27 protein-coding genes are annotated in these 25,900 nt (G+C 62.2%); 4 read left to right on the top strand and 23 right to left on the bottom strand.

Features of this window, described 5'->3' with window-relative positions:
• Positions 1-8: 8 nt before the first annotated feature.
• A complete protein-coding gene (locus FJ938_RS15335; protein ID WP_181169109.1) occupies positions 9-1,166 on the top strand; it encodes an acyltransferase in 1,158 nt (385 codons plus the stop codon).
• A 76-nt stretch (positions 1,167-1,242) separates the two neighbouring features.
• Here the strand turns inward: FJ938_RS15335 and FJ938_RS15330 are convergent, their stop codons facing one another.
• A complete protein-coding gene (locus FJ938_RS15330) occupies positions 1,243-3,627 on the bottom strand; it encodes a hypothetical protein (RefSeq protein ID WP_140695062.1) in 2,385 nt (794 codons plus the stop codon).
• 49 nt (positions 3,628-3,676) lie between these two features.
• Here FJ938_RS15330 and FJ938_RS15325 point away from each other — a divergent pair, with 49 nt between their 5' ends.
• On the top strand, positions 3,677-4,081 hold the full coding sequence (locus tag FJ938_RS15325; protein WP_140695059.1) for a hypothetical protein: 405 nt from the start codon (positions 3,677-3,679) through the stop codon (positions 4,079-4,081).
• Positions 4,082-4,348: 267 nt separating this feature from the next.
• Here FJ938_RS15325 and FJ938_RS15320 read toward each other — a convergent pair whose 3' ends face one another.
• From FJ938_RS15320 to FJ938_RS29950, 10 genes are all read right to left on the bottom strand, one after another.
• Positions 4,349-4,969: a T6SS immunity protein Tdi1 domain-containing protein gene (locus tag FJ938_RS15320; protein ID WP_140695057.1), complete on the bottom strand. Its 621-nt coding sequence runs from the start codon at positions 4,967-4,969 to the stop codon at positions 4,349-4,351.
• A complete protein-coding gene (locus FJ938_RS29515; protein WP_181169108.1) occupies positions 4,969-7,602 on the bottom strand; it encodes a hypothetical protein in 2,634 nt (877 codons plus the stop codon). The genes FJ938_RS15320 and FJ938_RS29515 overlap by 1 nt, the downstream gene beginning before the upstream one ends.
• A gap of 1 nt (position 7,603) precedes the next feature.
• The gene (locus FJ938_RS15310) at positions 7,604-8,116 is read right to left on the bottom strand and encodes a hypothetical protein (protein ID WP_246673342.1); all 513 of its coding nucleotides are present in this window, start codon (positions 8,114-8,116) and stop codon (positions 7,604-7,606) included.
• A gap of 2 nt (positions 8,117-8,118) precedes the next feature.
• Entirely contained in the window at positions 8,119-8,778 is a 660-nt protein-coding gene (locus tag FJ938_RS15305; RefSeq protein WP_140695055.1) for a hypothetical protein, read from the bottom strand.
• Between the two features lie 310 nt (positions 8,779-9,088).
• On the bottom strand, positions 9,089-11,557 hold the full coding sequence (locus FJ938_RS15300; RefSeq protein WP_140695052.1) for a hypothetical protein: 2,469 nt from the start codon (positions 11,555-11,557) through the stop codon (positions 9,089-9,091).
• A complete protein-coding gene (locus tag FJ938_RS15295; RefSeq protein ID WP_140695049.1) occupies positions 11,557-12,156 on the bottom strand; it encodes a hypothetical protein in 600 nt (199 codons plus the stop codon). Before FJ938_RS15295 ends, FJ938_RS15300 begins: the two co-directional genes overlap by 1 nt.
• A 162-nt stretch (positions 12,157-12,318) precedes the next feature.
• Entirely contained in the window at positions 12,319-13,308 is a 990-nt protein-coding gene (locus FJ938_RS15290) for a Coat protein (RefSeq protein WP_140695046.1), read from the bottom strand.
• 174 nt (positions 13,309-13,482) lie between these two features.
• Positions 13,483-14,394, bottom strand: coding sequence for a hypothetical protein (locus FJ938_RS15285; RefSeq protein ID WP_140695043.1), 912 nt, complete (start codon positions 14,392-14,394; stop codon positions 13,483-13,485).
• A gap of 251 nt (positions 14,395-14,645) precedes the next feature.
• Positions 14,646-15,014, bottom strand: a complete 369-nt coding sequence (locus FJ938_RS29955) for a hypothetical protein (protein ID WP_246673340.1) — start codon at positions 15,012-15,014, stop codon at positions 14,646-14,648.
• Positions 14,969-15,214, bottom strand: a complete 246-nt coding sequence (locus tag FJ938_RS29950; protein WP_246673338.1) for a hypothetical protein — start codon at positions 15,212-15,214, stop codon at positions 14,969-14,971. Before FJ938_RS29950 ends, FJ938_RS29955 begins: the two co-directional genes overlap by 46 nt.
• 270 nt (positions 15,215-15,484) lie before the next feature.
• Between FJ938_RS29950 and FJ938_RS15275 the strand changes: the two genes are divergently transcribed.
• Entirely contained in the window at positions 15,485-15,802 is a 318-nt protein-coding gene (locus FJ938_RS15275) for a YMGG-like glycine zipper-containing protein (protein WP_140609100.1), read from the top strand.
• A gap of 104 nt (positions 15,803-15,906) precedes the next feature.
• Here the strand turns inward: FJ938_RS15275 and FJ938_RS15270 are convergent, their stop codons facing one another.
• From FJ938_RS15270 to FJ938_RS15245, 6 genes are all read right to left on the bottom strand, one after another.
• Positions 15,907-16,353 carry a hypothetical protein gene (locus tag FJ938_RS15270; protein ID WP_140609102.1) on the bottom strand — a complete coding sequence of 149 codons (447 nt, stop codon included), beginning with the start codon at positions 16,351-16,353 and terminating at the stop codon, positions 15,907-15,909.
• 16 nt (positions 16,354-16,369) lie between these two features.
• Entirely contained in the window at positions 16,370-16,798 is a 429-nt protein-coding gene (locus FJ938_RS15265; protein WP_140609104.1) for a hypothetical protein, read from the bottom strand.
• 3 nt (positions 16,799-16,801) lie between these two features.
• Entirely contained in the window at positions 16,802-18,637 is a 1,836-nt protein-coding gene (locus tag FJ938_RS15260; RefSeq protein ID WP_140695040.1) for a hypothetical protein, read from the bottom strand.
• 100 nt (positions 18,638-18,737) lie between these two features.
• Positions 18,738-19,379, bottom strand: coding sequence for a hypothetical protein (locus tag FJ938_RS15255; protein WP_140609108.1), 642 nt, complete (start codon positions 19,377-19,379; stop codon positions 18,738-18,740).
• A gap of 399 nt (positions 19,380-19,778) precedes the next feature.
• The gene (locus FJ938_RS15250) at positions 19,779-20,099 is read right to left on the bottom strand and encodes a hypothetical protein (protein ID WP_140609112.1); all 321 of its coding nucleotides are present in this window, start codon (positions 20,097-20,099) and stop codon (positions 19,779-19,781) included.
• The gene (locus tag FJ938_RS15245) at positions 20,096-21,877 is read right to left on the bottom strand and encodes a portal protein (RefSeq protein WP_140609114.1); all 1,782 of its coding nucleotides are present in this window, start codon (positions 21,875-21,877) and stop codon (positions 20,096-20,098) included. The genes FJ938_RS15250 and FJ938_RS15245 overlap by 4 nt, the downstream gene beginning before the upstream one ends.
• Positions 21,878-22,115: 238 nt before the next feature.
• Here FJ938_RS15245 and FJ938_RS15240 point away from each other — a divergent pair, with 238 nt between their 5' ends.
• Positions 22,116-22,748 (top strand): methyltransferase domain-containing protein, encoded by a 633-nt coding sequence (locus FJ938_RS15240; RefSeq protein WP_246671477.1) that lies wholly within the window; start codon positions 22,116-22,118, stop codon positions 22,746-22,748.
• Between the two features lie 226 nt (positions 22,749-22,974).
• Here the strand turns inward: FJ938_RS15240 and FJ938_RS30285 are convergent, their stop codons facing one another.
• The 6 genes from FJ938_RS30285 to FJ938_RS15215 all read right to left on the bottom strand — a co-directional run bounded on the left by FJ938_RS30285 (position 22,975) and on the right by FJ938_RS15215 (position 25,900).
• Complete coding sequence (locus tag FJ938_RS30285; RefSeq protein ID WP_281407084.1) at positions 22,975-23,100, bottom strand: hypothetical protein; 126 nt, start codon at positions 23,098-23,100, stop codon at positions 22,975-22,977.
• The gene (locus FJ938_RS15235; RefSeq protein WP_140609118.1) at positions 23,069-23,638 is read right to left on the bottom strand and encodes a hypothetical protein; all 570 of its coding nucleotides are present in this window, start codon (positions 23,636-23,638) and stop codon (positions 23,069-23,071) included. The genes FJ938_RS30285 and FJ938_RS15235 overlap by 32 nt, the downstream gene beginning before the upstream one ends.
• A 647-nt stretch (positions 23,639-24,285) precedes the next feature.
• A complete protein-coding gene (locus FJ938_RS15230) occupies positions 24,286-24,570 on the bottom strand; it encodes a hypothetical protein (RefSeq protein WP_140695037.1) in 285 nt (94 codons plus the stop codon).
• A gap of 142 nt (positions 24,571-24,712) precedes the next feature.
• Positions 24,713-25,027 carry a hypothetical protein gene (locus FJ938_RS15225; RefSeq protein WP_140609122.1) on the bottom strand — a complete coding sequence of 105 codons (315 nt, stop codon included), beginning with the start codon at positions 25,025-25,027 and terminating at the stop codon, positions 24,713-24,715.
• Between the two features lie 7 nt (positions 25,028-25,034).
• A complete protein-coding gene (locus FJ938_RS15220) occupies positions 25,035-25,313 on the bottom strand; it encodes a hypothetical protein (protein WP_140695034.1) in 279 nt (92 codons plus the stop codon).
• A gap of 113 nt (positions 25,314-25,426) precedes the next feature.
• Complete coding sequence (locus FJ938_RS15215) at positions 25,427-25,900, bottom strand: hypothetical protein (protein WP_140695031.1); 474 nt, start codon at positions 25,898-25,900, stop codon at positions 25,427-25,429.

Below are 25,900 nucleotides of genomic sequence, written 5' to 3'. Positions count from 1 at the left end.
GGGTGATCATGCTCACAGCAATACCCAAGGTCTTCCTTCACGGCCGCGATGGGATGTTCCTTGAGTTGTGGGAATGGTGTAGTAGCGGGGCTATGAGCGAACGGGTTCAGGCGATTCAAGCGATGCGGGGCATTGCTGCGACCATGGTTGTGGCGGGCCACCTGTCCATCATGGCCAATGATGTGTCCGGGCATGCACCGTTTTTCGGCACGATCATGAGCGTCACCAAGACATTCGGCCACGCCGGCGTTGATGTGTTCTTTGTGATCTCCGGGGCGATCATGTTCATGATCACGCAGAGCCCGAGACATTCTGCGGCCACTGCTGAGACAGTGGACTTTCTCCTGCGGAGGCTTCTGCGCATCTATCCTCTTTTTTGGGTGACGCTCGCCGTCATGGTTCTAGGTGTCGGCAATGCTTTCCCGGACACCGCTTTGGCAGCATTCCGGTCGCTGGCCCTTGTCGATATGCCACCGGCGCATCCGGTGGCGTGGACGATGGTATTCGAGGTGCGCTTTTACGTGGAGGTTGCGGCCGTGATCCTGTTTTTTCATGGGAGGATGGGCCGCGCGTTTCTGCTTTGGGCTGCACTGGAAATTTTGGCCGTCGTTGCTACGAGCTACGGCAAATTGCCGTTGGTATGGATCTCCCATCCGCTCATGCTTGAATTCGTCATGGGCACCGGTGTTGGCTATCTTGTCAGCCGAAAATTTACCGGCGGCGCGCCGGCCGCCTTGGCGCTCGGGCTGGCCGGGTTCGTGTATACAGCGGCTTTTGTGTTCGATGGTCAGAACGTCGAAGCCATCCGCGTGTGGGGATACGGCCTGCCGGCCGCGATTATCCTTTACGCGTTTGTCGCCATGGAGATGCGTCGGACGGTTCGCGTTCCTTTGTGGCTGTCGAACCTCGGCGAGGCGTCCTACAGCCTCTACCTGTGGCACCTGCCAATCTTTCTGCTATGGCTTCCCCACTGGCTCCAGGGAGGCACTAGCGGCGGGTTCGGGTTCGCAATTTCCGCCACCCTCACTTTGGCTGTGGTCGCGGCCCTAAGCTATCGATTTATCGAACGCCCATTCATCGCCTTGGCTGCGATGCGGTTTCGCTCTCATCCCCAGTTCCCGACCGATGGCAAGGTGTTGCCTCCCATCGGCTCCATTTCGAAATAGCTGTCGATCGCCGTCTCGCAGGTGCCGGTCGGGCCAGCAGAGAAGGTGACTTGCGGGATGATCGTGCCGGCGCCATTCACGCGGATGATGCCCTCAATGAGGATGTCGGTGGTGACTGCCGTAGAGGGCGCGGTAAGTACAGTCGCTGCCGCCGTGGCAACCCGAAGCATCTGTGGAGTAGCGAGTGTCGCGGCGGCCGACGATGTCGCGTGAGCCGTATAATTGCACGATGTGAAGGTCGCCGTTCCGCCGAGCCCGAATGCGGTCGTGTGCGAAGTCGCTCCGGTGTTGAATGCCAGACGAGCCCGGAAGCGATAGGTCGTAGTCGCCGGACGGTCAGGGTGTCGTTAGCGGCGGCAAAGATATTCTGCGCCGCAGTGCTGGAATTCGACAGGGCGACCGTCGATCCCTGGACGGTGGCAATTTGCCTGGCGGTGATGACCTGACGCCCTGCAGCCTGCATGTAGAAATACAGCCCGACCCCGTCGTACTCCCACGCTCCATCCGCACCGGCCGAAAGAAACGCGCCGGGGGTGAACTGGTGGGTCGCGACCGTCGTGGTGCCGGCGCCCGTCTTGATGCCGCCGCTGAAGGTGAGTTTGCCGGTCGAGTGGGTAACCGTATAATTGCCGGTTGCCCAATTGATGACGCCGCCGCCCGCCAAGAACAGATCTGACCATTGAAGGGCCGTTGAGCCCAGCGCAGCGCCGTCGCTGGTCGTTGGCTTCAAGGCGGAGGCAAAGGTATCGAATTCTACCCATGCCTTCGTGCCGAAATTAAAGGCTTTGCCGCGCGTTCTGATCCCGGCTTCCGAGAGCGAGCCGCCGCCGAGTCGGTTGAAAACGGGGTTTTCAAGTATCGTGTCATTGCAGGGCGTGTCGATCACGATGCCCTTATGCGACCCGCCACGAATGCGATTGCCGTCCCCGGACGCGACGAATATCTGAAGGAGAGTGTCGCAGTCCTCTATGATGTTCTCGGTGCCGTTGAGCAGGATGTCGCGGGTGGTGTTAACCTCGAAATCGACATCCTTGATCTTGTTCCATTTTGCGTTGGCGCTGAAGATCAGACCCGTGCCGCTATTGGCTTCAGACGTGCCGCCGACGAACTGGTTGCCTTGGGCGCAATTGATGCTGATGCCGTCAGTGACGCCCTCAATGACCGGCTTGGTGAACAGATTGTAGGACGCATAGTCAGTGCCCGTCGTGCCATCCCGACTGGTGACGCTGATGCCGACCGCCGGCTTTGCCCCGACAAATGGGCCGTCGTTTACAGAGCAACGGAACTTGAAGGTGTTGCAGACGCCAAAGTTGATTTTGAAAGCGGTCGCTCCGGTGCCGGCGCCCCGGACATTGATCTCGAATTCGCTGATGTGGACACCACGTATCCTGAAGCCGTCTGTTGCCCCGGTGTTGCTCTCCATGATCAGGCCGGTGACCCGCATATTGCGTACCGATCCAGCGGCCGCCCCGGCGTCCAAGAACATGCTTTCGGCAGTGCCGTTGTTCTTCAGGCGGCATTCGCCAAGTCCGAAGATCTGGCGATCATTGGCCGCGAAGTTGGGCATGACGCTGTAATCGAGCTTGCCCGGAGGGATGACCAGTCCCCAATGCCTGCCGGCGGTGTCTTCTACGTCGAGGAGCGCCTTGGCCGCCGCCAGTGCGGCATCGTTGGCGGCGTTGTTTCCGCTGCCGGCGCCATCATGGATGGAGCCGAACCAGTCGAGTTGCAATAGGCCTACAGGGGCTGCACGCCGCCACGCCCCGACAGTCGCCGCTACAGCATTGGCCTTCACATAAAGGCCGCCGACCGTGTCCGCGGCGATCTGCGCGGAGAAGTCGCCAAGCGTCCAGTCCCAGTTCGAGCCGTCGAAATAAGCCGTAACGTGAGCGGTGGTGTCGACGGCCTTGAATGCTGAGAACGTAGCCGGATATGTGCTTGGAACGGTCGCTGCTGCTGCTATGGCGGCGTCTCGCGCTGCTTCTGCGGCAGCGACTATTGGCGCGCCCGCGGCCTGGACCTCGGCAACGCCGGAGTCGGCTGCGGCTCCAATGCTCGATACGCCAGCGGCAACAGCGTCGTTGACGTCGCTAATCATATCGTCCGACTGATAGAAGCCGATGGAAATGGCCGTGTCGCCGATCACCGGGTCGAGCATGTTGAAAACGAACGTCTTCCCGCCGTTGGCCGTGCCTTCGGCGACGTGCACCGTCGTGCCCTTCTGCATCGTCCGCGCGGTGCGCGCGTCGGCGGCGCGGAACCACTGGCCTTCGCTCGCCGTATAAATGCCGTTCTGGCTTGCATCGGCCTGGTTCTTCACCAGCACCCGGTCGCCCACTTCGGCGGCCACGCCATCGATGGCTTGCAGCCCATAGAGGGCAATGTTGGTCGTGGTCGCCAGGCGCACGGGTTCGCGTTCGCCGGTCAACAGGCGAACGGCGGCAGTTGCAGGTCGGGCCATAAGGCAATCTCCATGAAAGAAGCCTCGCGAAAGCGAGGTTTGGAAAGTTGTGGATAAGGTGGCGCGCGCCGGCTATTTGTTAAAATCGAACGAGCGCGTTCATGGCCGAATTGTTGGATTTTCGGTTGGACGCTTGGATGGCATCGTTGAGGTCGCTCATCCTCGCCGTGATGACGGTGTTCACGTTGCCATTCGGTCCGGCCCGGTCGGACGGCCTGGATCAGGCGAGATCTGCCCCAAAGGTGTGCTCTTCAAATCACTTGAGTCCGGGGCAATCGCAACCGTTACCCGACATGGCTTCGGCTACGCCTACTTCACGATGGAACGCGATCACTTGCAGCCAGCCGTGGCGGCGGAGATCCTGACGAAGGAAGGCGAGCATGGATTCATCTATGGGCCGATGCGCTCTTATATGTTTGTGGTGGACCTGGAAACCCTCAAAGACTTCACCTGAGATCTGAAGACGGAGGCGATCCCAATGCTTTCTACACAATCAGGGCCGATGACGGCGAGGAAACGCTATTCACTCTCAGCTATAACGGCTGCGCCCCTTAGTTCAGAGGTGATGAATGGTTCATCACCTCGACGCAAGCCAAAGATGGGCTCGAGGGCAGCGCTCGGCAGCGCCCGCATTAAATTGCGGATCCTGACCCAACGTCTTCCAGCGCCCCGCTAGGAGAGAAACTCGCCACATGTTCGAGTTAGCCCTTAAGGAACCCTATCAGCCACCCCTGAGGTTTACCGAAGCCCCGGGCGGAAGTCCCTTTACCTTGGCTATGACCTGCCCCATTATGTGCCAATAAACTTCCAAATCCGACAGTTCCTGGTTTGAGATGTCGTCTTCTCCACCGAGGAAAAGTGGCCTCTTATAGCCAATGCACTGGTCATAGCCAGGTTGCGTACCGCCGGCCGCCAGCCAATCCTCCAAATATATGTTGGCGGACAGCGCCGCGTCAGGATTTTCCACGACCAACACGTCATGGAAAGTCACGATATTGTTGGGAATTTCAAGCGCTTCGGCTGTACCTGGCTCAAACAGAACCACTCCAGGCTGTCCTTCCTCGAGTCTCTGAGAGTCGAGTGCAAACGCAGAGCCCTGCCAATCGTAGCCAAAGCAGGTGACGCGTCCATTGGTTTCTGGGAAGGCGAGATTGATCCTCGCATTCCACACTGGCACGTCCTGTGGGCGGATGATCCGGTACAAACCTTGCTGGAAAGATGCGCCTCCAAAACTATCTAGCAGTTCGTTCAGGCCAGGGATCCCAGTATCCACAACAGGCGTACCCGGGTCCGTTGCAACCCTGCCTTCGATGGGAAAATTCTGCCGGAATGTCTCGAACACTATCGCTCTCCAATCGTGACTTTATTGATGGCCGTTCCAATGGGTAGATGCTTAATCTGATTCCATATCTGCGCGCCCACACTTCGATTTACGCTCGAATCCAATATGGCAAAGTTGGACAGCTGATGAAGCCCTCCCAATTGCAGGTCGATGACGTGATCAATATCGTGGCCGAATGGAATTAGAAATCCGGCAGCTTTGAAAATTTTCCGCGCGGATCTCCCTTTGCGAACAGCTTGGCTAACCACGGTTACGGCTTCCGTTAACATCTTCACCTTGAGGTCCGCGGCCGCCCGCTGCGCGGCGTTCCAATGAGGCATGTAGGTTACATGTAGGTCTTGGCCAACCGAGGCCGGGCCGATTGGGACCGCATGTTGGGCAGGCGGAGGGGCCTCCGCGATCGCTGTATCTGAAGCAACTTCTACCGCTGCGGGCTCGACAATATGTTCGGAAGAGGATGCTCGCCGCCTGAACCACTGTGCCGTCTGGCGCTGGACCGCGCCAAGGCCTTCGCCAGCGATGGTGCTTCCAGCGCCCCCAAAGAAGCCGGCAGTTGCCCCGCTGCCAACGGGCTGGTCGCGACCGCTGGCCTCCACCGCACCGTACCCAGCACCTTCAACGCCCATAAGGCCGGCGCGAGCGAGAAGGCCGGACAAGCCCTCCATCGAGTTTGTGCCAAACCTGCCAGTGAGCGTAATGCCCGCTTTTCCAAGGCCGCTGCCACTCAGATACGCGCCAAGCATTCCCGCAGCGGTTCCTGCGGAGCCAGCCCGATCTCTCGCATCCTGTGTCCCGGCACGTTCAGCGGCGAGTTCGTCCTCGTAGCTGCTGCCCGAGATCAGCGAATTCATGGTGGCCGCGAATTTGTCCGCGTACCCAGATGTCGCACCATCGGCCATCAGACGGACGGTGTCATTGAGCGCCACGAGCGGCTTAAGATAAATCGGCAGAGCGTCGAAGGCCGCCAGATTCCGGTTCACGCGTTCCTCTGCGGATACAGGAACTGCGTTGTTCGCAATGCTTCGCGCAATCCGAGACTGGTTCTCGTCGCTCAGCTGCAGCGCCATGGCTGCCAAAACACCCGTATCAGACGTACCCGCGAACAGATCGCGCAGCACTGCGTCCCGGTCGCGTTGCGGCACGCTCTCATCGTTCAAGACGTCGACGAGGTCTTTAACGACAGACGGCGGAAGCGGCTGGACTTGCTTGATTCCAAGCTGCAGCTGCACCGCGACAGAGCGGGCGATCGCCTTCTGATAGGCAGCCGGATCGTAGCTGTCCTGGCTCGATACCGCGTTCCAGTATGTGTCCGCTGTCGAGTCGATTTTGCGGACAAAGTCGGCGGGACCGGCTGCTCGAGCCTGCAAAACCTGACTGGCCGCAGCCGCCGTTATGTCAAATTTCGCTTGATCCTGTTCCGGAGTGGGGCTGCCCGGCTTGGGCTTGGCAGCGAGCACTTTTGCGTCGATGGCATCTTTCGGCATTCTGACCATGCCGAATGCCTGATGACCGACCTGGAACGTCCGTTCGAGATCCAGAGATTGGTTGCCGCCCTCCTCGGCGCCATAGACTGCGGCGAAGTCTGCATCTGCCGGTCTCTTTCCGGAATAAGAGCCGGTGTACATGAGGGCGTCTGGCGCATTCTGGTGGGCGAGTTGGACATTGGTGCGCGCATCGAAGAGCTGCGTAGTCATGGCGACTTGCGCCTTCTGACCAAGATCCTGCAGATCGTTCTGCGGCAGGTCAGCAATCCATGGAACTGCCGCCAAGGCGGCGGTGCTGTCGGCCTCAGCTGCCGGTGCTGTGGAGCCGGCATTCAAAGCAGTGGTCGCCGTGCTGTCTACAGCGCTGGTGTTCTCGCGACTCGCAGCGATTTGTTGCGAACCACCGACCGCCCCCACGGCATCGTCCTTCGTCCGGCTTCCAGCCTGTGCCGCGCCCAGCATCTCGGCGGCCTGCTTCGGATCCTGGGCGATGATCGCCTGGATCAGCGCCTTGGCCGTGTTGGTGCGCCAGGCGGCTTCCGCCGCTTGCCGGGCAAGCGGGTTGCCGATCTTGGCGATCAGGTCGGACCCGCTCTGCCGGATCGCCTCGAAGTTCGCGGTGTCGTTCGGGTCGCTTTTTGCAATGGCGCTGGTGGACATGGCGTCGACCTTGGCCCACTCGGCCAACTCATAATCGTCGCGCCGCTGAAGCTGCCGCTGCGCCATGCGGCCAGAGCCGGCCTCGCGCAGCGCTTCCTTCTGGTTGGCAAAGTTGGCTCGCTGGCTCTTGGGTATATTGGGCAAGACGGCATCGAACAGCGTGTCGAACAGGCCTGTCTTCACCACCCGGCCATTGCGCGGATCGACCTGGCCATACATGGCGTCGTGCAGGCCGGCGCCGTCGGCCGGCGCGTTGGCCGTCACCTCGTCTTCCGCCTGCGCGATCTGGCCATTGAAGCGGCGGCGCGCCAGCTCGGCGTCGAACGCCTCCTGCCGCTCCGTCATCTGCCGGTGGTGCTCGGCGAGAGCGGAAAGGCCGTCGCCAAAACCTTGCATGGCGGCGCCGAGAGGCGATTCCTGGGGGTATTGCGGCGCGTTGCCGGTATCGAGCCGGCGCTGGCCAACGGAGAGCGGAATGATGTGCACCATTTCAGTAGAGTCCCGAATAGCCGCCGGCGATGGCCGCGCTCGCCCGGGGCGAAAGTGCCGAACCTCCGAGGGTCACTGCCTTGGTCGGGTCGTAGATTTTGGAGAGGCCACCAACGAGCGCACTGCCGGCGTCGACGATCGAACCCGTCATCGCCTGCTTGCCTTGAAAGCGGGAGATGGCGGCCTGACTGTTGAGGTTGTTCTGGCGCAGCTGCGAGCTGTATTGGAGCGCCTTGAGGTCCATCTGGCCTTGCCTGGCATTCGCCGCCAGCACCTCGGTCGGCGAGCCCGCGATGCCGACGCCGGAGGCGCCGGCCTGGGCGCGCGCCTGCGCCTGTAAGAGGTCCTGCTTGTGGCGCTCCTGGCTCTGCTCGAAGGCAGCGCTTTGCGCCTCGGCCTGCGCCTGTTGCTCGTAGGCCTTGGCCTGGTAATCGGCCAATTGCTGCTGCTGGACGCCTTGCATTAGGGCGCCGCCGACCGAAATGGCCGTACCGAGAAGAGCTAATGTGCACATGGTCAGCCTCGTGTGGATGCGGGAACGGGTTTTTTCTTCGCGCCCGCCAGCGGCGCGCGAAGCGACGGGCGCGGGTCGAGCGCGCCGCCGGGGCGGATCAGCGAAAGCAGGATCCGGTCGGCCTGCAGGCCGGCACGGCTGAGCCGCGCCGGGGCCGCGGCGCGCGGGCCGGCCATGGCGGCGCGGCGCGTGGCCGCCAGATTGGCCTTGAGGTCGCAAAGCCCGGCGGCATCGAACAGGCCGTTGGCGGTGGCAATGGTGCGGATCAGCGCATCGGCCTCGAACAGCTCCTGGCGCAGCTCCTCGACCAGCCGGCGGACGGCGGACCAACGCTTGCCGAGCAATGCGGCCCTGGCGCCGGTCTCCCCACCCAGCGCCTCGATGTCGGCGCGCGCCTCGGCGGCGGCGGCGGCACCGCGGCGCTCGTCCGCCGCGGCAATGGTTTTTTCCAGCACCGCGATCGCGTCATTGTTGTCGTCCACGGCCGCGCGTGCCGCGGCAAGGTCGCCGTCGCCAAAGACGGCGCGGTCTTCCGCCTGCCGCAGGCCAGGCCGGTTGGCGATCGCAGCGCTGAGGTCGGTGTCGAGCAGAGCGATGACGGCCGCGAAATCGGCAGCCGTCCGCGCCCTGCCGAGCTGTTCGGCATGGGGAGATGTGGTCACAGGTGGGTTCCTTCGTGAAGTGGGATAGGCGAGGCGGCGGAGAGCTAATCTCCCCCCAAGTGGGGGAGATGTCCGGCAGGACAGAGGGGGGCGCGAAGGATCGCGGCGGCGGCCGGGGAGCCAATCTCGAGACTCTGAATGGCTATCGAAGCGGCTGGTAGAGCAGCTGTCAGGTTTCGGTCCAGCAAGGTGTAGGCATCAACTGGGTAGGCCGGCGGGACAGCGCCCCCCTCTTCCCTGCCGGGCATCTCCCCACTAGGGGGGAGATTGGCCGTCATCAACGGCTTCGCCAATTCTCCAGCGCCGGCCGTTAGGGCTCCGCGTCAAACACCGGGGTGAAGGCACGGATCGTGCAGGGTGTCGGGTTGACGTGGCGGATCCGCACCTTGCCCTGCCCTTCCCAGCTGTCATCGATCGGCACCTCGACATTGCCGGTGAACAGCGTCGCCCTGCCATCTGGTGCGACAATCGAGGGCAGGCGCACCGGCTCCCAGCGGCCGCGCATGAAGGACTGCACCTGAAGCCCCGTGGTATCGGTTTCGAGCAACGACAGGATTGCCTTGGCCACCTTCTTGCGGCGGCCGATGATCGAACCGTCGCGACCGCCGACATCGAGTTCCAGCGTGTCGGCGCCCGCCGCATAGGGCAGGCCGAGCTGCCATTTGGCGGCGGTCGAGCCGCCCGGCAGCGTCACGGTGCCGCCGCCGCTAACGGTGAGGCCACGGTAGACCTTGCCATCGGCCAGCACATCGACGGACTGGCCGGCGAGATGCGCCGCACCACCCACCATGGCCACCGCGGCGCCCGTATAGGTGAGGCCGCAGTCGACCTCGAAGGCATCGCCGATGGCGCCGTATTCGAACGGCGTGGTCTTGATCTCGATATAGCGTTTCGTCACACCGCCTATGGTGCGCTTGACGACCAGCCAGAGATCGTCATTTCCATCCTGGCCGGGCGTCACGGCGGCGCTTTCGACAACCGCCCATCCCGCGCCACTGAAGGCACCGCCGAGCCGATGCCGGTGCATCCCCCTCACCTCCTGGCTGGGCTGGTGGGTGTAGCCGCCAAGCTCGCCATTATCGAGCGGGAACCACAGCAGCGGGTCGGGATCGGTCTGGAAGGCCAGTTCGACCACGCCTTGCTTTGGTATATGCTCGGAAATCTGCCCGACATCGTCCGAAGTGAAACGGCTCTGCGCGGTCTGCGTCAGTTCGGCGATCGATTTGCGCGAGCGCGTGACATAGAGGAACGACTGGCCGGCATCGACCGGGCGGATGCGGGCGCAGCCGAACGTGCGCGAGCGCCGGTTCTTGAATGAGGACGGCGTCAGCGCCTCGTCTATGCCCGAGCCCGACAGAGCGCGCACGCCGCCCGACGTGCCGATCAGCAGCGCGCCGTCGGAATCGGCGATCCAGACAATGTCGTTGGCCTGGCCGCCGCCGGCCTGGATGAACTCCAGCGCATCGTCATCCTTCTCGCCAAGCGCGAAATTGTCGAAGTCGCCGGTGGCCGAGGCATAGACCGAGAATTTGCGACTGAAGGCCAGGCGTTCTTCATAGAGCGAACCGCTCTCGACATATTTGCCGGGCACGAATGTGCCGAGCCGCCAGCGGGTTATCGGCGAGAGATCCGGAAGCGCGTGGCCATAGAGCCTGATCTTGACCACCGTGGTGCTGGTGCGGCCGGTGATCTTGGCCCAGCGCCACACATTGTCGCCGCCGAGCAGCCGGATGGCGCGGCCGACGTCGGTCGATTGGAACCCTGCGTCGTCATTGATGCCGACGATCGATGACGCGGTCAGCTCGAAAGGTGTCATCGTATCGCCGTTTTCAGCCATGGCCAGTTCGGCCATGCTGGTGACGGTCGCGTCACCGCCCCCGCCACCCGAAAACTTGAACCGATAATACTGGTAGGTGGTCGCGTTCTGGAAATCGAAGAACCGCACTTCCGACCCCGACCAACCGATCTCGCCGGCGCGACTATCGAGAGTTGTGTAGTTTATCCCGTCATTCGAGCCTGAGAGCACCCACGCAGTTGCCATGTCGCCATTGCTGGTGACATTGTCGGTGCACGCGATCCAATAGGCGTTGACCGCCTTCCCCTGGCCGGACGGGAATTGGTATTGGACAAAGCCGCTGCTTCCGTCCCCCACCTTCACATATTGGTTGAAGTCGCGATCGAAAATCTTCCAACTGCTCGAGCCGGTTCCATCGTCCGTCACCGTCCCGCTCGGCGCGGTCGAGGCTGTCATCTTCGGGGTCGCGTGACCGGTGTTGGCCGGGGTCAGCGTGGTAGCCGTTGCGTTGATGTCGTCGTAGGGACCATCGAGGAACTCGAAATCCGTCAGCGCCCAACTCGTGTGCGCGCTGCGCGTCAGCACCTTGAGCGGATAGTCGCGATGGCTGATCCACATCTGGTCTGCCGACTGGACATAGGCGAGTTCGAACAGGTCCGCCTCCAGGTAGGGCGAGGCCACTTCCACCGAGCCGACGCGCGCCCCATAGGCGTAGACGCGAATATACTGGTCGCCAAATTCGAGCGCGTAGGCCTGGTCGGCAGAGAAGATGAACGGGATCAGCCGCGTCTTCTTTGCCGATGTCTTGACCTCGCCGGCGAAATAGGTGCCGCCGCGCTTGCGGATGCCGCCATGCGGCAGGGTGACGAAGTTCTCGCATCTGGCGAGTGCAGCACGATAGAAATCGAGCGACGCGCGCGCATGCAGGCGCGGCGAGATCTCGCCACGGGTGAAGACGTCCTGGACCGGATAGAGCGCCGTCATCAGCGTGCAACCCTGGTGTCGCCGCGCTGGATCGACCAGGAGGCGGTGTAGAATCGGCCGCCGCGCTGGATCGCGTTGGCGTTGAGGGCGGCATCCAGCGCCCGGTCATAGGCCGAGCGCGCAGTGTCGATCATGCCCGACTTGTGGGTCAGCGGATGCGCCACCTTGATGGCGAGGGCCGCCACCAGCACCTCGGTGAACAGCGCATCCCAATCGTTGGGGTCGGTGAGGTTGGCGATGTAGCGGACCGTCAGCGGATCCGGCTGGTCGCAATAGATAAGCCCCGCCTCCTGCCGCCACGAGATCGGCACGCCGTCCGGTTCGCCATTGTGGGTCAACGGCAGCGGCCGCAAGCAGTCGGCCGGAAGTTCGTAGGCCACGTTCAGGCCGCAATCATTGCCGCCGGTGTCGGAGCCTATCACCGTGGCGCGCAGGATCGCGAACACCCAGGCATATCTGGTCAGTTCGGCCTCGCGCGTCAGGTCGAAATGCAGGTTGAGCAGCCGCGCCGCCTTGACGTCCTGGTCAAGACTGTCGATCGGCGCTTCGTCGAGGACGGCCAGCGCCATATTGGCGATATCGAGCGGGGTAATGGCCATGGGTCAGCGCCTCGTGGTTGGGGCATGAAAAAAGCCGCTCTAAGGCGGCTGACTTGTCTGAAAGAGATAGTGCTGAGGTCAGCGCTCCACGACGCGCGCGCGTGCTGGCAGCGGCACCGAGGGCGGGAGCGCCAGCGCCCCCGCCCCTTCGCGTCAGCCCGATCAGGCCTCGGTCGTCTTCAGCGCGATAAACGTCATGTTCTTCACGCTCGACGCGGTGCGGTCCCAGTTCGCCGCCAGCGCCAGTTCGGCGTCGGTGGCGAATTCGCCGGCCGAGGAGGCATCGAGGAAGCGGGTGCCGGGAACATGCGGCACGAAGTGCCGGCGGCCGACCATTTCGGTGACACCGCCGCCATGGCCCTGGCGCGGCTTGCGGTCGAATTCAAGCGGCCCGCCCTCGGTATTGACCGGAAGCTCGTTCCACAGGATCGCCTTGTCCTTGAACATGAAGGCGGTGTAGACGCCCGCCGCCACCGGGATGTCGTCGTCGACCACGCAGCGCAGCCCCATGTAATAAGGGATGAGCGGCCCGCCCTGCTCGGAGGACGGCACATAGTCGATGAGGTCGGCGAGCTTCAGCGCCTTCATCTGCTTGGAGTGCATCCAGATCGTCTTGAACTTGTCCGCGCGGTCGCCCATCAGATAGGCCGCCTCGATGATGTCGGTGTCGACGATGGAGGCGCCGGTGGTGCGCACCAGGTCGCCGCCGTCATTGGCGATGTTGTCGGCGACGACGCCCTTGAGGATGCCGAGCAGGGTCAGCTTGTTGGCGCGCTGCCAGTATTCGGTCTGCCGCTTGACGATCAGCTTCTGCGGATCGTCGCCCGCCAGGATCGAGGTCAGGTCCGGAACGCCCCACGCTTGCGCCCGGATGTTTCGGGCGGCGACCTCGCGGCGCGAGCCGATCTTCTTCATCTCGATGGAATCGGCCGGATCGTCATTGACCGGCTCGGAGGGGTCGTTGCCGAGGTCCTTCCAGCCGGGCATGTCGACGGAGCGGCCGCCCATCGACAGTTTCGAGGAGATGGCCGGGTCGGAAAACAGGATTCCGGCCTGGTAGATTTCGAGCGACTGGACGTGTTCCTCGAAAGCGTATTGCGCATAGACGGACGGAACGATCGCGTCCGCGATACGGGTGTAGGCATCTGCCATTTTTCTCTTCCTTCAGGTTTGGTTTGGCGGTGAAGGTGTGTTGAGATTCAGGTCAGGCCGAGCCGAAAATGATGGCTTTCGAGAACCGGAGGGAGCGGACATTTGGGTCCGTGAGCACCGGAAGCGCGGAAAGCCATCGTTTGCAGGCCGGGATCACCTGAATATCGACACAGCTTAGAGGGGGTTGTTCGGCATCCAGCGGTCCGGGTTCTCGCCGGCCTCGCGAGCCAGCCGCCGGGCGCGGGCGGGGTCGCTTTTCACGAGGGCTGAAATCGCCGTCAGGTTGCGTTCGCCGGAGGCGTTGCGCTTGAACGGATTGCCTCCGCCCGAGCGCGCGCCGGCGTCGATCGTGTCTTCGCGGAACATGGCGTCGCCGATGGCGTGGAACGCCCTGGCGATCTGCGGATCGGTCAGCGCCCCGTCAGGCAGAAGAATGCCCTTCGCCTTGTAGGCGTCGACCAGGCCGAGCTTCTTCATCGCCCGGTTGGCGACCTCCAGCTTCTGGCGGAAGCCGTCGCTGTTGGTCGGCCCCCACTCCCGGACAAGGTCGTCATGGGTGGCTTCCACCGAGCGGGCGAGCGCGATCTCCTGAGCTTTCGCCTGCTCGGCCATGTAGCCGACGAACTTGTCGTGGTAGGCCTGCGCGGTTCTTGGCGAAGCACCCGCTTCGACCGCCCAGGCCTTGGACGCCTGAGCAAGCTCGTCCGAATAGGCAAAATTTTCCGGCAGGCCTTCCGGCCGGCGGTATTCGACCTTTTCGGACGAGGTGAGCGGACGCATGGTCTCGGGCAGCCGGGCATGAAAACGCTCCCAGTCCTCCCGAGACGCATCCGGGCCGGGAACGCGCAGGCTCTCGCCCTGCTGCCGTTCCAGTTCCGCATAGGATGTGAAAACCCGATCGAGGCTTTCAGGCTTGGTCCAGCCCTTGGTTTCAGCGAGCTTGCGGTTGCCTTCGGAAAGACCGTCAAACCAACTTTTGGCGTCAGGCGCGGCGGACCCGTTTTCCGCACCTGCCGTTGGCCGTACTGGGTTGCCCGCCGGCTGCGCGCGCGCCGCCACGGACCCGGCGTCTGCCAGATCTGTCATGAGTGAGATTCCTTTGTTGGGATTTCGAAGATGTGATGGCGCCGGGCGGCGAAGCTGCCGATCTCCCCCCAAGTGGGGGAGATGGCCGGCAGGCCAGAGGGGGGCGCGAAGGAACGCGGCGTTCGCGTTAGGCCGTAAGGTGCTACCTTCATTGGTGAGCTGAAGTTGACCGGATAGGCTGGCGGGACAGCGCCCCCCTCTGCCCTGCCGGGCATCTCCCCCACTTGGGGGGAGATCAGCAGTTCCAGCGCCTAATTATTATCGCCCCAATTTTCCCACAGCAGCGTTGCCGTACCCGTCACGGCCAGCGTCCCATCCGCATCGATGTCGGTGCCGGTGGCGAACGCCAGGTTGAGATAGAGATCGACCGGCGTCGCCGTGCCATCCAGCGTCACGGCGGCGGCGACATCGGCGATCGAGGCGGTCGACAGGGCCGCGCCGGCGCCATCCAGCGTGCGCCCTGTCGAGGCCAGCACATTGACCATGGTGCCGGCCAGCGTCGCGCTCGACGCGACCGCCGAACCCAGCGACCAGGTCAGTGCCGCACTGTCGTTGATGGTCGAGGCGCGGGCGGTCAGCACGGCGAACTGCAGCCTGGCCGTACCGCCCTTGATGCGCACCTTGCCGTCGGAAAAGTCGAAGATCTTTTGGCCGGCATAGCCAGCGCGTCCGTGACCGGCACCTGCATGCCGGCGAAGGTGAACACGGTGCGGTAAGAGCCGCCCTGCCCGGTGGTCACGGCCTTCAAGCCGAGCTTGGGCGGGGCAATGCCGGCCTCGCGGGCGGCACGGGCAAGGGTGCGGGGAAGACCACGCGTCATTCTAAGTCTCCATTCTTGGTGGGAATTCGAGGGGATGCCGTCGGTCATGGCAGCTTCAGCCGACAGGTAGGCACGGCGCGAACCGCCTGACTCACTTTGCCAGCCGGCGCCGCTATCGCCTTGTTCGAAAGGCCTGTTTTCGGGATCGCGGTCCATCAACGCCTAAGAAACCATGACTCACTTCGTGACGAAGCACGCCGCCGTTCCGCCGCAATGCGACCGCACTTGGCTGGACGTCGGCCCGCGTGGCCTCAAAAGGAGGTTCTTCAGATGATCATCAAGAAAGCGATTTTGGCCGTCCTCATGACCGCCGCCCTTGCCGGCTGCGAAACGCAGACCGAAGGCCAGCAGCGGGCCACGACGGGCGCCCTGCTCGGTGGCGCCGGCGGCGCGCTGGTCGGCCAGGCCATCGGCGGCAACACCAAGAGCACGGTCATCGGCGCGGCCGGCGGCGCTCTGCTCGGCGCCGTCGTCGGCTCGGCCACCACTCCGCAGCCCCGCGGCCAACAGCTCTGCCGCTACCAGGACCGCTACGGCCGCATCTACACCGCGCCCTGCGACGACCGGTACTACAACGGCAATTATTGATTTTTAGCCGCCTTCTCCCCGTTCAACGGGGAGAAGGTCCCGGCAGGGGGCAGCGCCAGGTTTCGGGATACTGGAGCCTGCCCTTAACTCAGAGCCATTCGACGTTATCGTCTACCCTCGCGAGGGGACGACGATGCGACTTCTGATGACCTCACTTCTGGTTGTGTGTTCGGTTTCCGCAGGCCCATGAAGCTGTCGACATCGACCAGATCGGCGGCTGCCTGGTCTTGCCCGTTGCCGCCGTCGACAATCGCATCAAAGCCGTTTTCGAAGTGACCTTGAACAAGGCGGGCAAGGTCAAGTCGGTCGCCGTCATATCCTATGAACCACATTCCTAAGCGGCGGCGGAAGCGGCCCGGCAACTTTCGAGATCTGTCCAGTGTTGTTGGCCGAAGGGCATCAAATTTTCGGAAGTTAAGTAATTTATTTATGAGTAATTTTCGTTTTCGGCCTTCACCGCCTGAGCAATCGTCGAAAATCGATCGAACTGTTTCGGCCGAAGGACTATAGATGTTGCGCTTCTGCTCGCAAGCTCTTCCGCATTTGACCATAAATACGCTCCGACATTCAATTCGCATCGAATAGGCGAATCCCCGCCGACTCATTGCCCAGGCGCTCAAACACGTCTAGGGCGGATTCCGAAACGACAAGCTCATGATTTGGAGCCATACCGAAGTCGTCGTGGCCTGGCCGCCCATGGATTTTCATCCAGACGAAAGGTGGAAGTTCGGTCTCTGGCTGCAGCCTACGAAACAGCTCCGAGCCAGTGACCTCGACTTCGGCAAAGGTCGCTCCTGTGACACGCATCTTCAGTAGCTCTTGCTCGGCCTCCTTGGTGACCAGATAACAGGGAAAGCGTCTTATCAGGACGTCACCTATCCAAACGTCGACCATGTAGTGAAGCTTATGCACAATCGGAGGGTGAACTCGATTGTCGATAACGGTATTTTTACCAAAATCACCGGCAACAAATGGCTGGACATAATAATAATCCATCGCTTACTTCTCCTTTCCGACGGGTGGTACAAAATTATGTCCATACTTCTTGTCCATCATTGTCGAATGATCTAGAATCTGCTGCTCTGTCGGATACGGGTATTTTGCGTGAAATTCATCATTTTCACTCCTGATGACAATAAGGTGCAGAATATCATTGAGATACTCAGGAATACCGCGGAGATTTTCTACCGAATTGATCTTCTTCTTCGACAAAAAATTTAGAGCCCTCTTAAGCAATTGCTGCTCAGCTGGATGATGAATTACTAGCTCGCCGATGTCCACGTCGGGGTTCGCCTGAGCATACGCTTTCCGGTAATTATTTGTAGTCGCCTCGCCAAACTTTGCACCGGGATGCTCCACGCGGCTGGGATCTCTCGCAAACAGTTCCCTCGCCACCGCAGCAATCATCTGGCGGTCGAGTTTTGACTTCCGAGGCGAGACGATCGTCTTGCCCCCATCTTGCGCAGGGTTAGGCGTTATAGCGTCTGGGGTAGCGTCAAGCGACGTCGTAAGCTGCTTGGCGAAATCATCTAGCTGTGGCTTTGCCGGTATGTTTGCCGCTGTGTCTTGCCGGGCGCTTATCTTCTCAAACTGACCGGGAGCGGTCTCTGGGATTGAGGTACTCGCGGCCTCGGAACTTGCGAAGAATTTGGTGGTGATGGATCGTTCTGCTCCCCCTGCCGCCCCGGAACCAATCGATTCGATTGCGCGCGGTATTGCGCTCTCGATGGCTCGGCCAAGCCCTGGCACCGGTATCGCCCAGCCCAATGCGTCATTTCCCTGACGCATCATCACCTTCTCGGTGCTGTTCGCCGGCTCGTAGTAGGCATCCCTATAATCTGGAGGGCTGATCGTTCCTCCGGACATGCCGTAGGCAATCCAGTCATTTGCGTTGGCTAGGCCGATCCCGGCATTGGCTATCGTCTTGCCTAGGGCTTTGGCATCCGCTTGAAACACCTCGCCCATCGAAAGGCGCGGCTTGCCGCCGGGGAGAATCCCGCCCAGACCAGCATCGTCCAGTTCTCGGACCAGAGCTGCTCGTGCAACAGGATCTTTCGTGCGCTCAAACAGCGCGCTTGCCTTCGCGTAATTGTCCATGAAGTACATGCTTCCGCTGTCGCGATCTTCGGCAAACTCGAGGAGCATGGAGAACGGCACGGGCTGAAGATTTTCATCATCGATGCCCAATGCCTTTTGCTTGGCGACCGACAAGGCTAGCGTCTTGTCGTAAGTATCCTGGTCATAGGCCTCTGGATCGGAAGGCCCAGTGCCAAATACAGCTTTCCAGCCCGCAGCGATGTTTGGAGACGTTTCGCTGACATAGCCGCCGGAATTGACCCGTCTCCTCTCCAGCACCAGTTTTGCCGCGACTGCAGTTACCTCATGGCGTGCTTGGTCCGCTGGCGAAGCATTCGGCCCCGGCTGGGCATTGACAACGGCCGTATTGATCGCCTGGTTCGACATGGTGCCCATATCGAAAATCCGCTTCCCGACATCGGCCTGCCATTTCAAACCCTGCCAGCGTGTGCCGCCCTCGTCGCGTCCATAGATGATCTTGTAGGCATCCTCGCCGGGCATCTTGCCGGAATAGGCGCCTGTGCGTGCGATCTCATCTGGCGCCTCTGCTTCGGCGCGGCCAATGGCAGCGCGGATTTCGACCTCTTGAGCGAGCTTGGCCGCCTTTGCCTTTTGAACCAGCGCTTCCTGTTGCTCCTGCGGAAGGTCGTCCCTGAACGCCTGCGTTATACGTTCATCCGGGGTCTGTGTGCCGACGCGGTCACCTTTTCCGGCAGCCCTCTCTAAGCTGCCCGAGATCGAGCTACCTGCGGCTTGCATGGTGTCGCTGGTAGCCTCGCTGCCCGCGACCGCGGTGCCGACACCGAAGATTTCCAGCGCGCACTTCGGATCTTTGGCGATCAGCGCCTCGAACCGTGTCTTAGCCGCTGTGCTGAACCAGTCCTTTCGCCTTCTGCTGTCGGATCGCCGGATCGACCCCCATCTTGTCGATTAGGTCGAGGCCTTGCTGCCGGGCTGCCTCGAAGGTGACGAGGTCGTCGGGATCGGCGTTGCCTATAACAATGGCACTGGTCTTGAGCGCTGTGTCGACCTCGGCCTGCTCGTAGTCCTTGCGACGCTGCAGCTGCTGCATTGCCATGCGCGTGGAGCCCGCGTCGCGCAGCGCTTCCTTGCGGCTGGCAAGGCCAGCGCCCACGTCAGGCGGCGCCTGCTTCACGAAGGTGTCGAACAGCGTGTCGAACTGCCCGGTCTTCACCACCTGGCCGGTGTGCGGATTGACCTGGCCGTAGACGGCGTCGTGCAGGCCGGCGCCATCGGCCGGTGCGTTGGCCACGGCATCGGCCTCGGTCTTGGCGATCTCGCCGTCCAGCCTGCGGGCCGCGATCTCGGTGTCGAAGGCCTGCTGCTGCGCCTGGCGCCGTTCATAGTGCTCGGCAACAGCCTGCCAATAGCCGTCGAGCGGAGGCGGCGTCCCGCCCGCCGGCGCAGCGTCGGCATACGCCGTCGCATCGCCTGTATCGCGCCGGCGCTGGCCAACGGAGAGAGGAATGATGTGTACCATTGGCGTTGCCTGCCCAAACTAGTTTTGAAAAAAGGACGCGCGGCGCCGGCCATCGCGGCACGGCCGGATCGCGCACACGCCGACGCTGCGTTCTTGGGGGTTGTCGGATTGGCGTTTCTGGAAGGGCTGGGCCGGTGCTGACCACGGGCGCGACCGGACGTTCGTCATCCCTGAGCGGAGCAAGGAGCGAAGCGATGCGCGCAGACCCGAGGATGACGAAGTGGGAGGCGCTCGCGCCTACCGACAAGGCGCTAGCGGGTGGCACTGCCTCCGACTAAGCAAGGTCAATTGGTTTCAAAGAAGACGGTTTTATTGGGGTAGGCTGCATGGCTTACTGCGGCACGCCGAACCATCGCATCAGCGCTGGCATCACCGCATGCTTGGCGAGATGGCCCTCACCTATCCCTCCGCCCGCGCCGCCTTCTCCAGCGCCACGAGCTGCGCCTCGTCCAGGGTCAGGAACCCCATGATGTGCTGTACCACCTCGGCGCGGGCATTGCTGAGCGCGCTGTGCAGTTCGAAGCCTTCGGGCGTTCTGGTGCGTGTCATCCACTCGCCATAGGAAGGCCGCCTGTAGTAGCCGACCGTCGCCGCGAGGTCGGCCAGCACCATCTCGCCATCCTCGCCTGAGAAGACCCGCAGATAGGCCTTGGTCAGCGCGTCCCGCGCTTTGGCCGGGCCGCCGGCATGACCGGCGCGGGCGAAGCGTTTGCCGCTCATGCGCCGCGCGCCACGCTGGCGCCGCCAACTTCGCCCGGAGCGCCTTGCGGCGGCGGTCCGCCCGCCTGGCCGCCCTGCAGCAGGCCCTGCAGGCTGTCGAGCAAGCCGCTGTCGCGCGCCTGCACGGCCGCCGGTACGGCATCCCTGGCCACCTTGCCGGCGCTGGCGATCGCGGCCATGCCGGCCTGCGCCTGCTGGGCCTGCGCCCTGGCACTGCGCATGCCGTCCACCTCTTCCTTGCGGCGGAAGATGCGCTGCGGGCTGCGGCCGGCGCTCTGCACGATCTTGATTGCCTCGTCGCTGTCGATATTGTCCATGACGCCGGGATCGAACTGGGCCATCTGCATGGCCGTGGTCACCACCTGGATGGTGTCGCGCGCCTCGGCCGAACGCCTGAGCACGTCAAGCGGGCCGGTGAAGGTCGGCCGCACCGCCTTGCCGGCAAGGCTTTCGGGCGGCGCGAAGCGGCTGTCCTCGTCATACAGCCCCTTGTCCTCGAGGATACTGAGCTCGCGGTCGAGATTGCTGGCGAAGCCCGCCTGGATGATCGAGCCGGAAGGCCCGAGCAGCGCGCCCTTCTCTTCCTGACGGATCAGCGCTTCGGTCGCCGTCATCTGCGGGTTCTGCACCAGCGTCTGGAACAGATTGACGAACATCATGTCGCGGATCTCGTCGGCGCGGCTCTGCGCGTAGTTGAAGGCATAGGTCGGGTTCTGCCCGGTGCTGATGGGCGCGATCAGCGGCCGGCCATTGTCGTCGATCAAGCCCGGATAATTCTCGCCCGGATTGAGCACCGGCACATAGTCGAGCCTGGCCTTGGAGGCGGTGGCCGGGTCGGTGATCTGCTGCAGCGCCCGCAAGCCGGAACGGCGCACCGCGTTCTCCTCGCGCACGGTCGTCAGCGCCTCGATGGCGGGCGAGATGCCATAGGGATCGCCCTCGTAGCGGCGCCAGTTGAAGGTCGACACCGGGAAGGTGCCGAAACCGCTTTCCCGGACGATATCCTCCTCATCCTCGATGACGTGGTAGGAGGCGAAGGCCGTGTCGAGATATTGGTACTGGCCGCCAAGCCGGTACATCCGGCGCTCGTCGCGCGGCTGGATGCACTGGATCAGCGAGATCTTTTCCTCGCACTTGGCCGGATCGTCGACCAGAACCTTGATGCGCGCCGGCAGCTTTTCGTAGCCGAGCAGCTGCGCCGCCTGCCGCGCCGTGCGCTCGTAGCGGCGGTGGAAAATGTCGACCTGGCCCCAGCGGTTGCGCGACAGATAGCCCTCGACCACCGGGATCGAGGCATAGCGGATCAGCGTGCCGCCGAACCCTTCCTCGGCATAGAGATAGGCCGGGCCGTAGCGCACGACATTGCGCAGGCAGGCTTGCGTGGCCGGCACGAAGTTCGAATTGGCGGAGTAGCGCAGCGAGAACAGGAAATCGCGCAGCGCCTCCGCCCACTTCTTTTCCTCGTCGGTCTCCTCGTCGTTCATCTCGGCCGTCGACAGACCATGCCATTTTTCCGACTGCGGGATGATCAGGCTTTCGAGCCCGGCGGCGAGCCGGTTGGCGGCTGAATTGATGGTGTTGGCATAGACGCGGCTGCCGCGCCGCTCCTGCCGCTCGGCCTGCGAATCCGGGCCGCCGGCCCGCCGGCCGCTCCAGACATCGGGCGCATCGGGATCGCAGAACTCCGCCACCTGTTCCCACACCGCCTCATATTGGCTGCGTTCGGTCTCGAGTTCGGACTGGCGCGAAAGAATATCGCGGGCGCGGGAATCGGTCATGGGTGCCTCGTTGAAGCTGGGGAATCTCCCCCTCGAGGGGGAGATGTCGCCAAAGGCGACAGACGGTTCGACTGGATGCAGCTCCCGCGGCTGACGGAGGTTGGCGCTCCACAAGAGCCCACCCCCTCTGGCCTGCCGGCCATCTCCCCCTCCAGCGAGGAAGAACGGCTCGCTGTCATTTTTTGCCCATTTGCCTGGGCTAGGCTGTTTGTCGCGGCGGGTTTTGGAGGAGGTCGAAGTGACGACGACGAGCCTTGCCGGCACCCTGAAAAACCGCGGCAAGCAGGTGGCCAAACGCCTGCTTGGCTATGATTCCCGCAATTGGCTGCGCATCCGCCAGATCGAGGCGTTCACGCTTTTCCTGGAAGCCGGAAACCGCAAGGCCTCCGACGTCATCGAGATCTCGCCCGGCTGGAACCGTTATTGGCGGGCGATGTGTCCGAACTACCGGTCGGTCGATTTCCCTGATTTCGATATCTGCAAGGACCGTACAGAGGAACAATATTCCATCGTCATCGCCGACCAGGTGCTGGAACATGTGCGGCGGCCGCTGGCGGCAGCCCAAAACATCCACGCCATGACCAGGCCCGGCGGCTGGGCGATGGTGGCGACACCGTTCCTGTTCCGGGTGCACGCCAGGCCCCACGACTACAACAGATGGACCCCCGCCGGCCTGAAGCAGCTGATGGTCGAAGGTGGCTTCCCTGAAGCCAACGTCAAGGTCGATGGCTGGGGCAACAAGGCCTGCGCCAGGGCCCATATAGGCGGCCCCGTGCGCGCCTACGGCCTGTGGCGCGATCTCAGCAACGACGAGGAATACCCGCTGATGGTCTGGGCCTTCGCCAAGAAGGCCACCGATCTCCCCCCTTGAGGGGGAGATGGCCGGCAGGCCAGAGGGGGGCGGTCCGACTGGGCGCGGCCTCTTGCGGCAGACGAAGGTTAGCGCTCCACGCGAGACGCCCCCCTCTGTCGCCGTTGGCGACATCTCCCCCTCGAGGGGGGAGATTACCCCCGTCTTTTGACCGCCCTGGCATGCCGGCGCCAGAACCACCAGTCCAGCACGCGCCGGCGAAAGCTTCGCTTCATCGCGGTCATGGTCAAAGCCCCAGCAGCACGCGGCGCTGGCCGGTGAGGCTGCTTGGCGCGAGGTCGGTCTTGATGGTGCTCAGCGTTCCCTGGCGCTGTTCGAGCTCAGCCCGCAGTGCGGCTTCGCGCGCCTGCACATCCTTGTCCTGCGCGGTCGGCGCCGGGGGCAGCGGCTTCAGTTCCGGTGGTTTTTGAAACAGACACATGGTTCCAGCCTTCTCTTGTCCAGTCGTAAAGGAAAAAATCTTCGCCGTTGCGCCCATAGCCCGGCAGCAGGCAGCGTTGCGTGGCGCCGAGCCGCCCAAGCCAGCGCAGCGCCAGGTCATTGGCCGCCAGCGCCCGCGCCTCGACCCGCCAGGCGCCGCGCGCCGCGACCTGCGGCCCGAGCACCGAGTGGAAGAACGCCGTGATCCCGGGCACGCAGCGCTTCATGCGGCGCGTCCCCCAGCTCCAGGCGATCCATAGGCCGTCGCGCTGCTCGGCGGCGCCAAAGCCGGCTTCCGGGTTGCCGTCGAGCTCGGCGACATAGGCAAAGCCCTGCAGCGCCGTCAGCGCCAAGAGCGCCGGCGACCAATGGTCGAGCTGGCAATCGATCTCGGCGCGGTCTTCGGGACGCAGATTGGCGGCGATGTAGGAAAGATCGCGCAGCGTGGCGGGAATGATGCGCAGCGTCATGGAAACGACTTTCGTCGATCAGAATCGAAACGCCGACTGCGGACGTCGGGGCGGTGCCAACGTCTGGCGCGCCCCAAACAGGCACTGTTGCCGTAATTGCCCGGCCGGTCTTCGGGCGAAGGTTGGCGGAGAAGAACTACAGTGACACGTGTGTCAGTGTACTATTCCAGATTTGCTTCACCTCGGTCACACAGATGGAGGGGCCAAAAATACACTGCCCCGCAACTCAGCAACCCTCGCTCCAAAAACAAAACCCGCCTCGCGGGCGGGTCGTTGGCGCAAATCAGCGCCATGGATAATTATGTACCATTGCTGCCCTCACATGGTCAACAGCTTACGGGAAAAAATTCCTATTTAATATGTTTCGTTTCTCCGGTTAGCGTGAAAGCGACCCTCTATCCTCCACCCTCTTACAGGGGCCAGACGTTCTGCTGCCGCGTGTTCGCGAGATCCAGTGGCGGGTCGAGGTTACCTACTCATTCCCGAATTGGTCTCGCCATTCCTGTTCATCAAGCACGTCTGCGATATTGCCGGCGACGGCGGAATTCACCCGGACCCGGATAGAACGCGGTTTAAGCATTGCATATGCGCAATTCAGGCCTCAACGTCGCGCATTGCAATGGTTGGTCTTCAGCGTTTGTGAGCCATCAGCTCGCAGGCTGGCTTTGCCGACGGCGGTCGCGAACAAAATCCACCACCAGCCAGATCAACTGCGCAACGATGTAAACTGGGCCGCGAGACCAGTCCGGCGCCCCGGTGTTCGAGTAGCCGTAAGCCGCGGCGATAATGGCGAGCGAACCGCAAATGACATGCACGAGCAACAGGCGCGCCACGCCGCCGTTCCAACGCTTTGTAATCCAAAGCAACAAGCGGCTCAGCAAAAATGTCGGAACCAGCGCCCCGAGCAGCACCGCAGCAGAACCTGCACCCATGTAATCCCCCTACCCGTGTCTATCGGCGAATAACTTTTAAATTTCCGAAAAGTCGGCTTTTCGACGCCACCCCGGCGCATTGGTCACAGGTTGGTCCCGCACCGCCATTTCCACGCCACGTCTTGCGGAAGTTTGAGGCGGCTTAACTAGCGAAGTTGTTATCCACGAACATCTCGGCAAATTGCTGAGGCGTGAGCGTTACATTGTTGTCGCGGGCGATTTTGAGATTCCTTGCCCACATATCGCGGATTGCCTCCGGCATCGTGTCGGGCATGTGCAGAGCCTTCGCGACTGCATCGTCCCATCCTCCGTCACCGCCATAAATAGCCTGCAGGCTGGGGCCCATGGCTTTCAGGGAATCTTCCGACTCCTGAGAGAGTTCTCCAATCGCTTTGAGCACATAAAGCTCCAGAAGCCGAAGCAGCGGCTTTCCTTCATAACGTCGATCGGTCGCCATTTTCCCCTCACGCATCATAGGTGGCATATTCGATGAGCCGTTGACAGATGGCAGACAGGCTGGGCGTTTCTTTCTGCGACGCAACCCAGGCCTCGGTAAATTCGATCGCGATGAATATCTCGATGAAGTATGTCAGCCCCGCCTTGGCCGCCTTCGCTGGCACCAATCCCTCTTCCGGCTCGGTCGCAACCTTTGCATCGGAATCTACCGTCCAAGGCTTCCACACGTAAATCGTGTCGTCTTCGTCAAAATCCGACAACCGTCCAACAATATCCAATAACTTCATTATTCTCCCAAAAAATCCTCCTCGGCGATTCGGACGCAGTGCCTTCTGGAAGATAGTCCCAGGACCATGTTGTGATCTAGCTATCCTCCTGTCCGCCGTGTTCCACAGGAGGTTCAGCCCCGGAGTTCGGGTAAAATCTTCTCGTCGAGAAATTTGAGACGCCCAGCCAGTATTTCAGCGTTGACGGGATTGGCATCGACATTGACCGGTATCAAATTCGCCACCGACTTCCCCTTGCGCGCTGCCTCGACCCATTTCTCAAGGGCGCCAATGTACCCGTCAAGAGCCTCGAAGGGTGTCCTGGCGTCGTCAGCAGGGATATATGTCGGCGGCACGTCGCCAACGATGACCCAGATCCATTGATTCACATCCGGTCGACCAGGCTCTATCTGGAAAAGGAATATGTAGATTATTCCTTCGGCACCATATCCCAGATACTCGCCTTTTATGGACAAAACCCAGTTGTAGAATTTCAGATATTGACGCGCCTCGACCCGGGCACGATCGAGATCGTGTTCTCCGGTACCTATATTCGGTGGCGGTAGACGCGTAACGCTTTCTAGGTCAGGTTCAGCATTGCTATCCAT

Origin of the sequence: Mesorhizobium sp. B2-4-14 (assembly GCF_006442155.1) — a bacterium.
Lineage (GTDB): Bacteria > Pseudomonadota > Alphaproteobacteria > Rhizobiales > Rhizobiaceae > Mesorhizobium.
This window is presented reverse-complemented; position numbering and strand designations above follow the sequence as displayed.

Coding starts and splice junctions, on each gene's coding strand:
- FJ938_RS15335 (WP_181169109.1), top strand. CDS start 9: ATGCTCACAGCAATACCCAAGGTCTTCCTTCACGGCCGCGATGGGATG.
- FJ938_RS15330 (WP_140695062.1), bottom strand. CDS start 3,627: ATGGCCCGACCTGCAACTGCCGCCGTTCGCCTGTTGACCGGCGAACGC.
- FJ938_RS29515 (WP_181169108.1), bottom strand. CDS start 7,602: ATGGTGCACATCATTCCGCTCTCCGTTGGCCAGCGCCGGCTCGATACC.
- FJ938_RS15310 (WP_246673342.1), bottom strand. CDS start 8,116: ATGTGCACATTAGCTCTTCTCGGTACGGCCATTTCGGTCGGCGGCGCC.
- FJ938_RS15300 (WP_140695052.1), bottom strand. CDS start 11,557: ATGACGGCGCTCTATCCGGTCCAGGACGTCTTCACCCGTGGCGAGATC.
- FJ938_RS15295 (WP_140695049.1), bottom strand. CDS start 12,156: ATGGCCATTACCCCGCTCGATATCGCCAATATGGCGCTGGCCGTCCTC.
- FJ938_RS15290 (WP_140695046.1), bottom strand. CDS start 13,308: ATGGCAGATGCCTACACCCGTATCGCGGACGCGATCGTTCCGTCCGTC.
- FJ938_RS15285 (WP_140695043.1), bottom strand. CDS start 14,394: ATGACAGATCTGGCAGACGCCGGGTCCGTGGCGGCGCGCGCGCAGCCG.
- FJ938_RS29950 (WP_246673338.1), bottom strand. CDS start 15,214: ATGACGCGTGGTCTTCCCCGCACCCTTGCCCGTGCCGCCCGCGAGGCC.
- FJ938_RS15275 (WP_140609100.1), top strand. CDS start 15,485: ATGATCATCAAGAAAGCGATTTTGGCCGTCCTCATGACCGCCGCCCTT.
- FJ938_RS15270 (WP_140609102.1), bottom strand. CDS start 16,353: ATGGTCAAATGCGGAAGAGCTTGCGAGCAGAAGCGCAACATCTATAGT.
- FJ938_RS15265 (WP_140609104.1), bottom strand. CDS start 16,798: ATGGATTATTATTATGTCCAGCCATTTGTTGCCGGTGATTTTGGTAAA.
- FJ938_RS15260 (WP_140695040.1), bottom strand. CDS start 18,637: ATGCAAGCCGCAGGTAGCTCGATCTCGGGCAGCTTAGAGAGGGCTGCC.
- FJ938_RS15255 (WP_140609108.1), bottom strand. CDS start 19,379: ATGGTACACATCATTCCTCTCTCCGTTGGCCAGCGCCGGCGCGATACA.
- FJ938_RS15250 (WP_140609112.1), bottom strand. CDS start 20,099: ATGAGCGGCAAACGCTTCGCCCGCGCCGGTCATGCCGGCGGCCCGGCC.
- FJ938_RS15245 (WP_140609114.1), bottom strand. CDS start 21,877: ATGACCGATTCCCGCGCCCGCGATATTCTTTCGCGCCAGTCCGAACTC.
- FJ938_RS15235 (WP_140609118.1), bottom strand. CDS start 23,638: ATGACGCTGCGCATCATTCCCGCCACGCTGCGCGATCTTTCCTACATC.
- FJ938_RS15230 (WP_140695037.1), bottom strand. CDS start 24,570: ATGGGTGCAGGTTCTGCTGCGGTGCTGCTCGGGGCGCTGGTTCCGACA.
- FJ938_RS15225 (WP_140609122.1), bottom strand. CDS start 25,027: ATGGCGACCGATCGACGTTATGAAGGAAAGCCGCTGCTTCGGCTTCTG.
- FJ938_RS15220 (WP_140695034.1), bottom strand. CDS start 25,313: ATGAAGTTATTGGATATTGTTGGACGGTTGTCGGATTTTGACGAAGAC.
- FJ938_RS15215 (WP_140695031.1), bottom strand. CDS start 25,900: ATGGATAGCAATGCTGAACCTGACCTAGAAAGCGTTACGCGTCTACCG.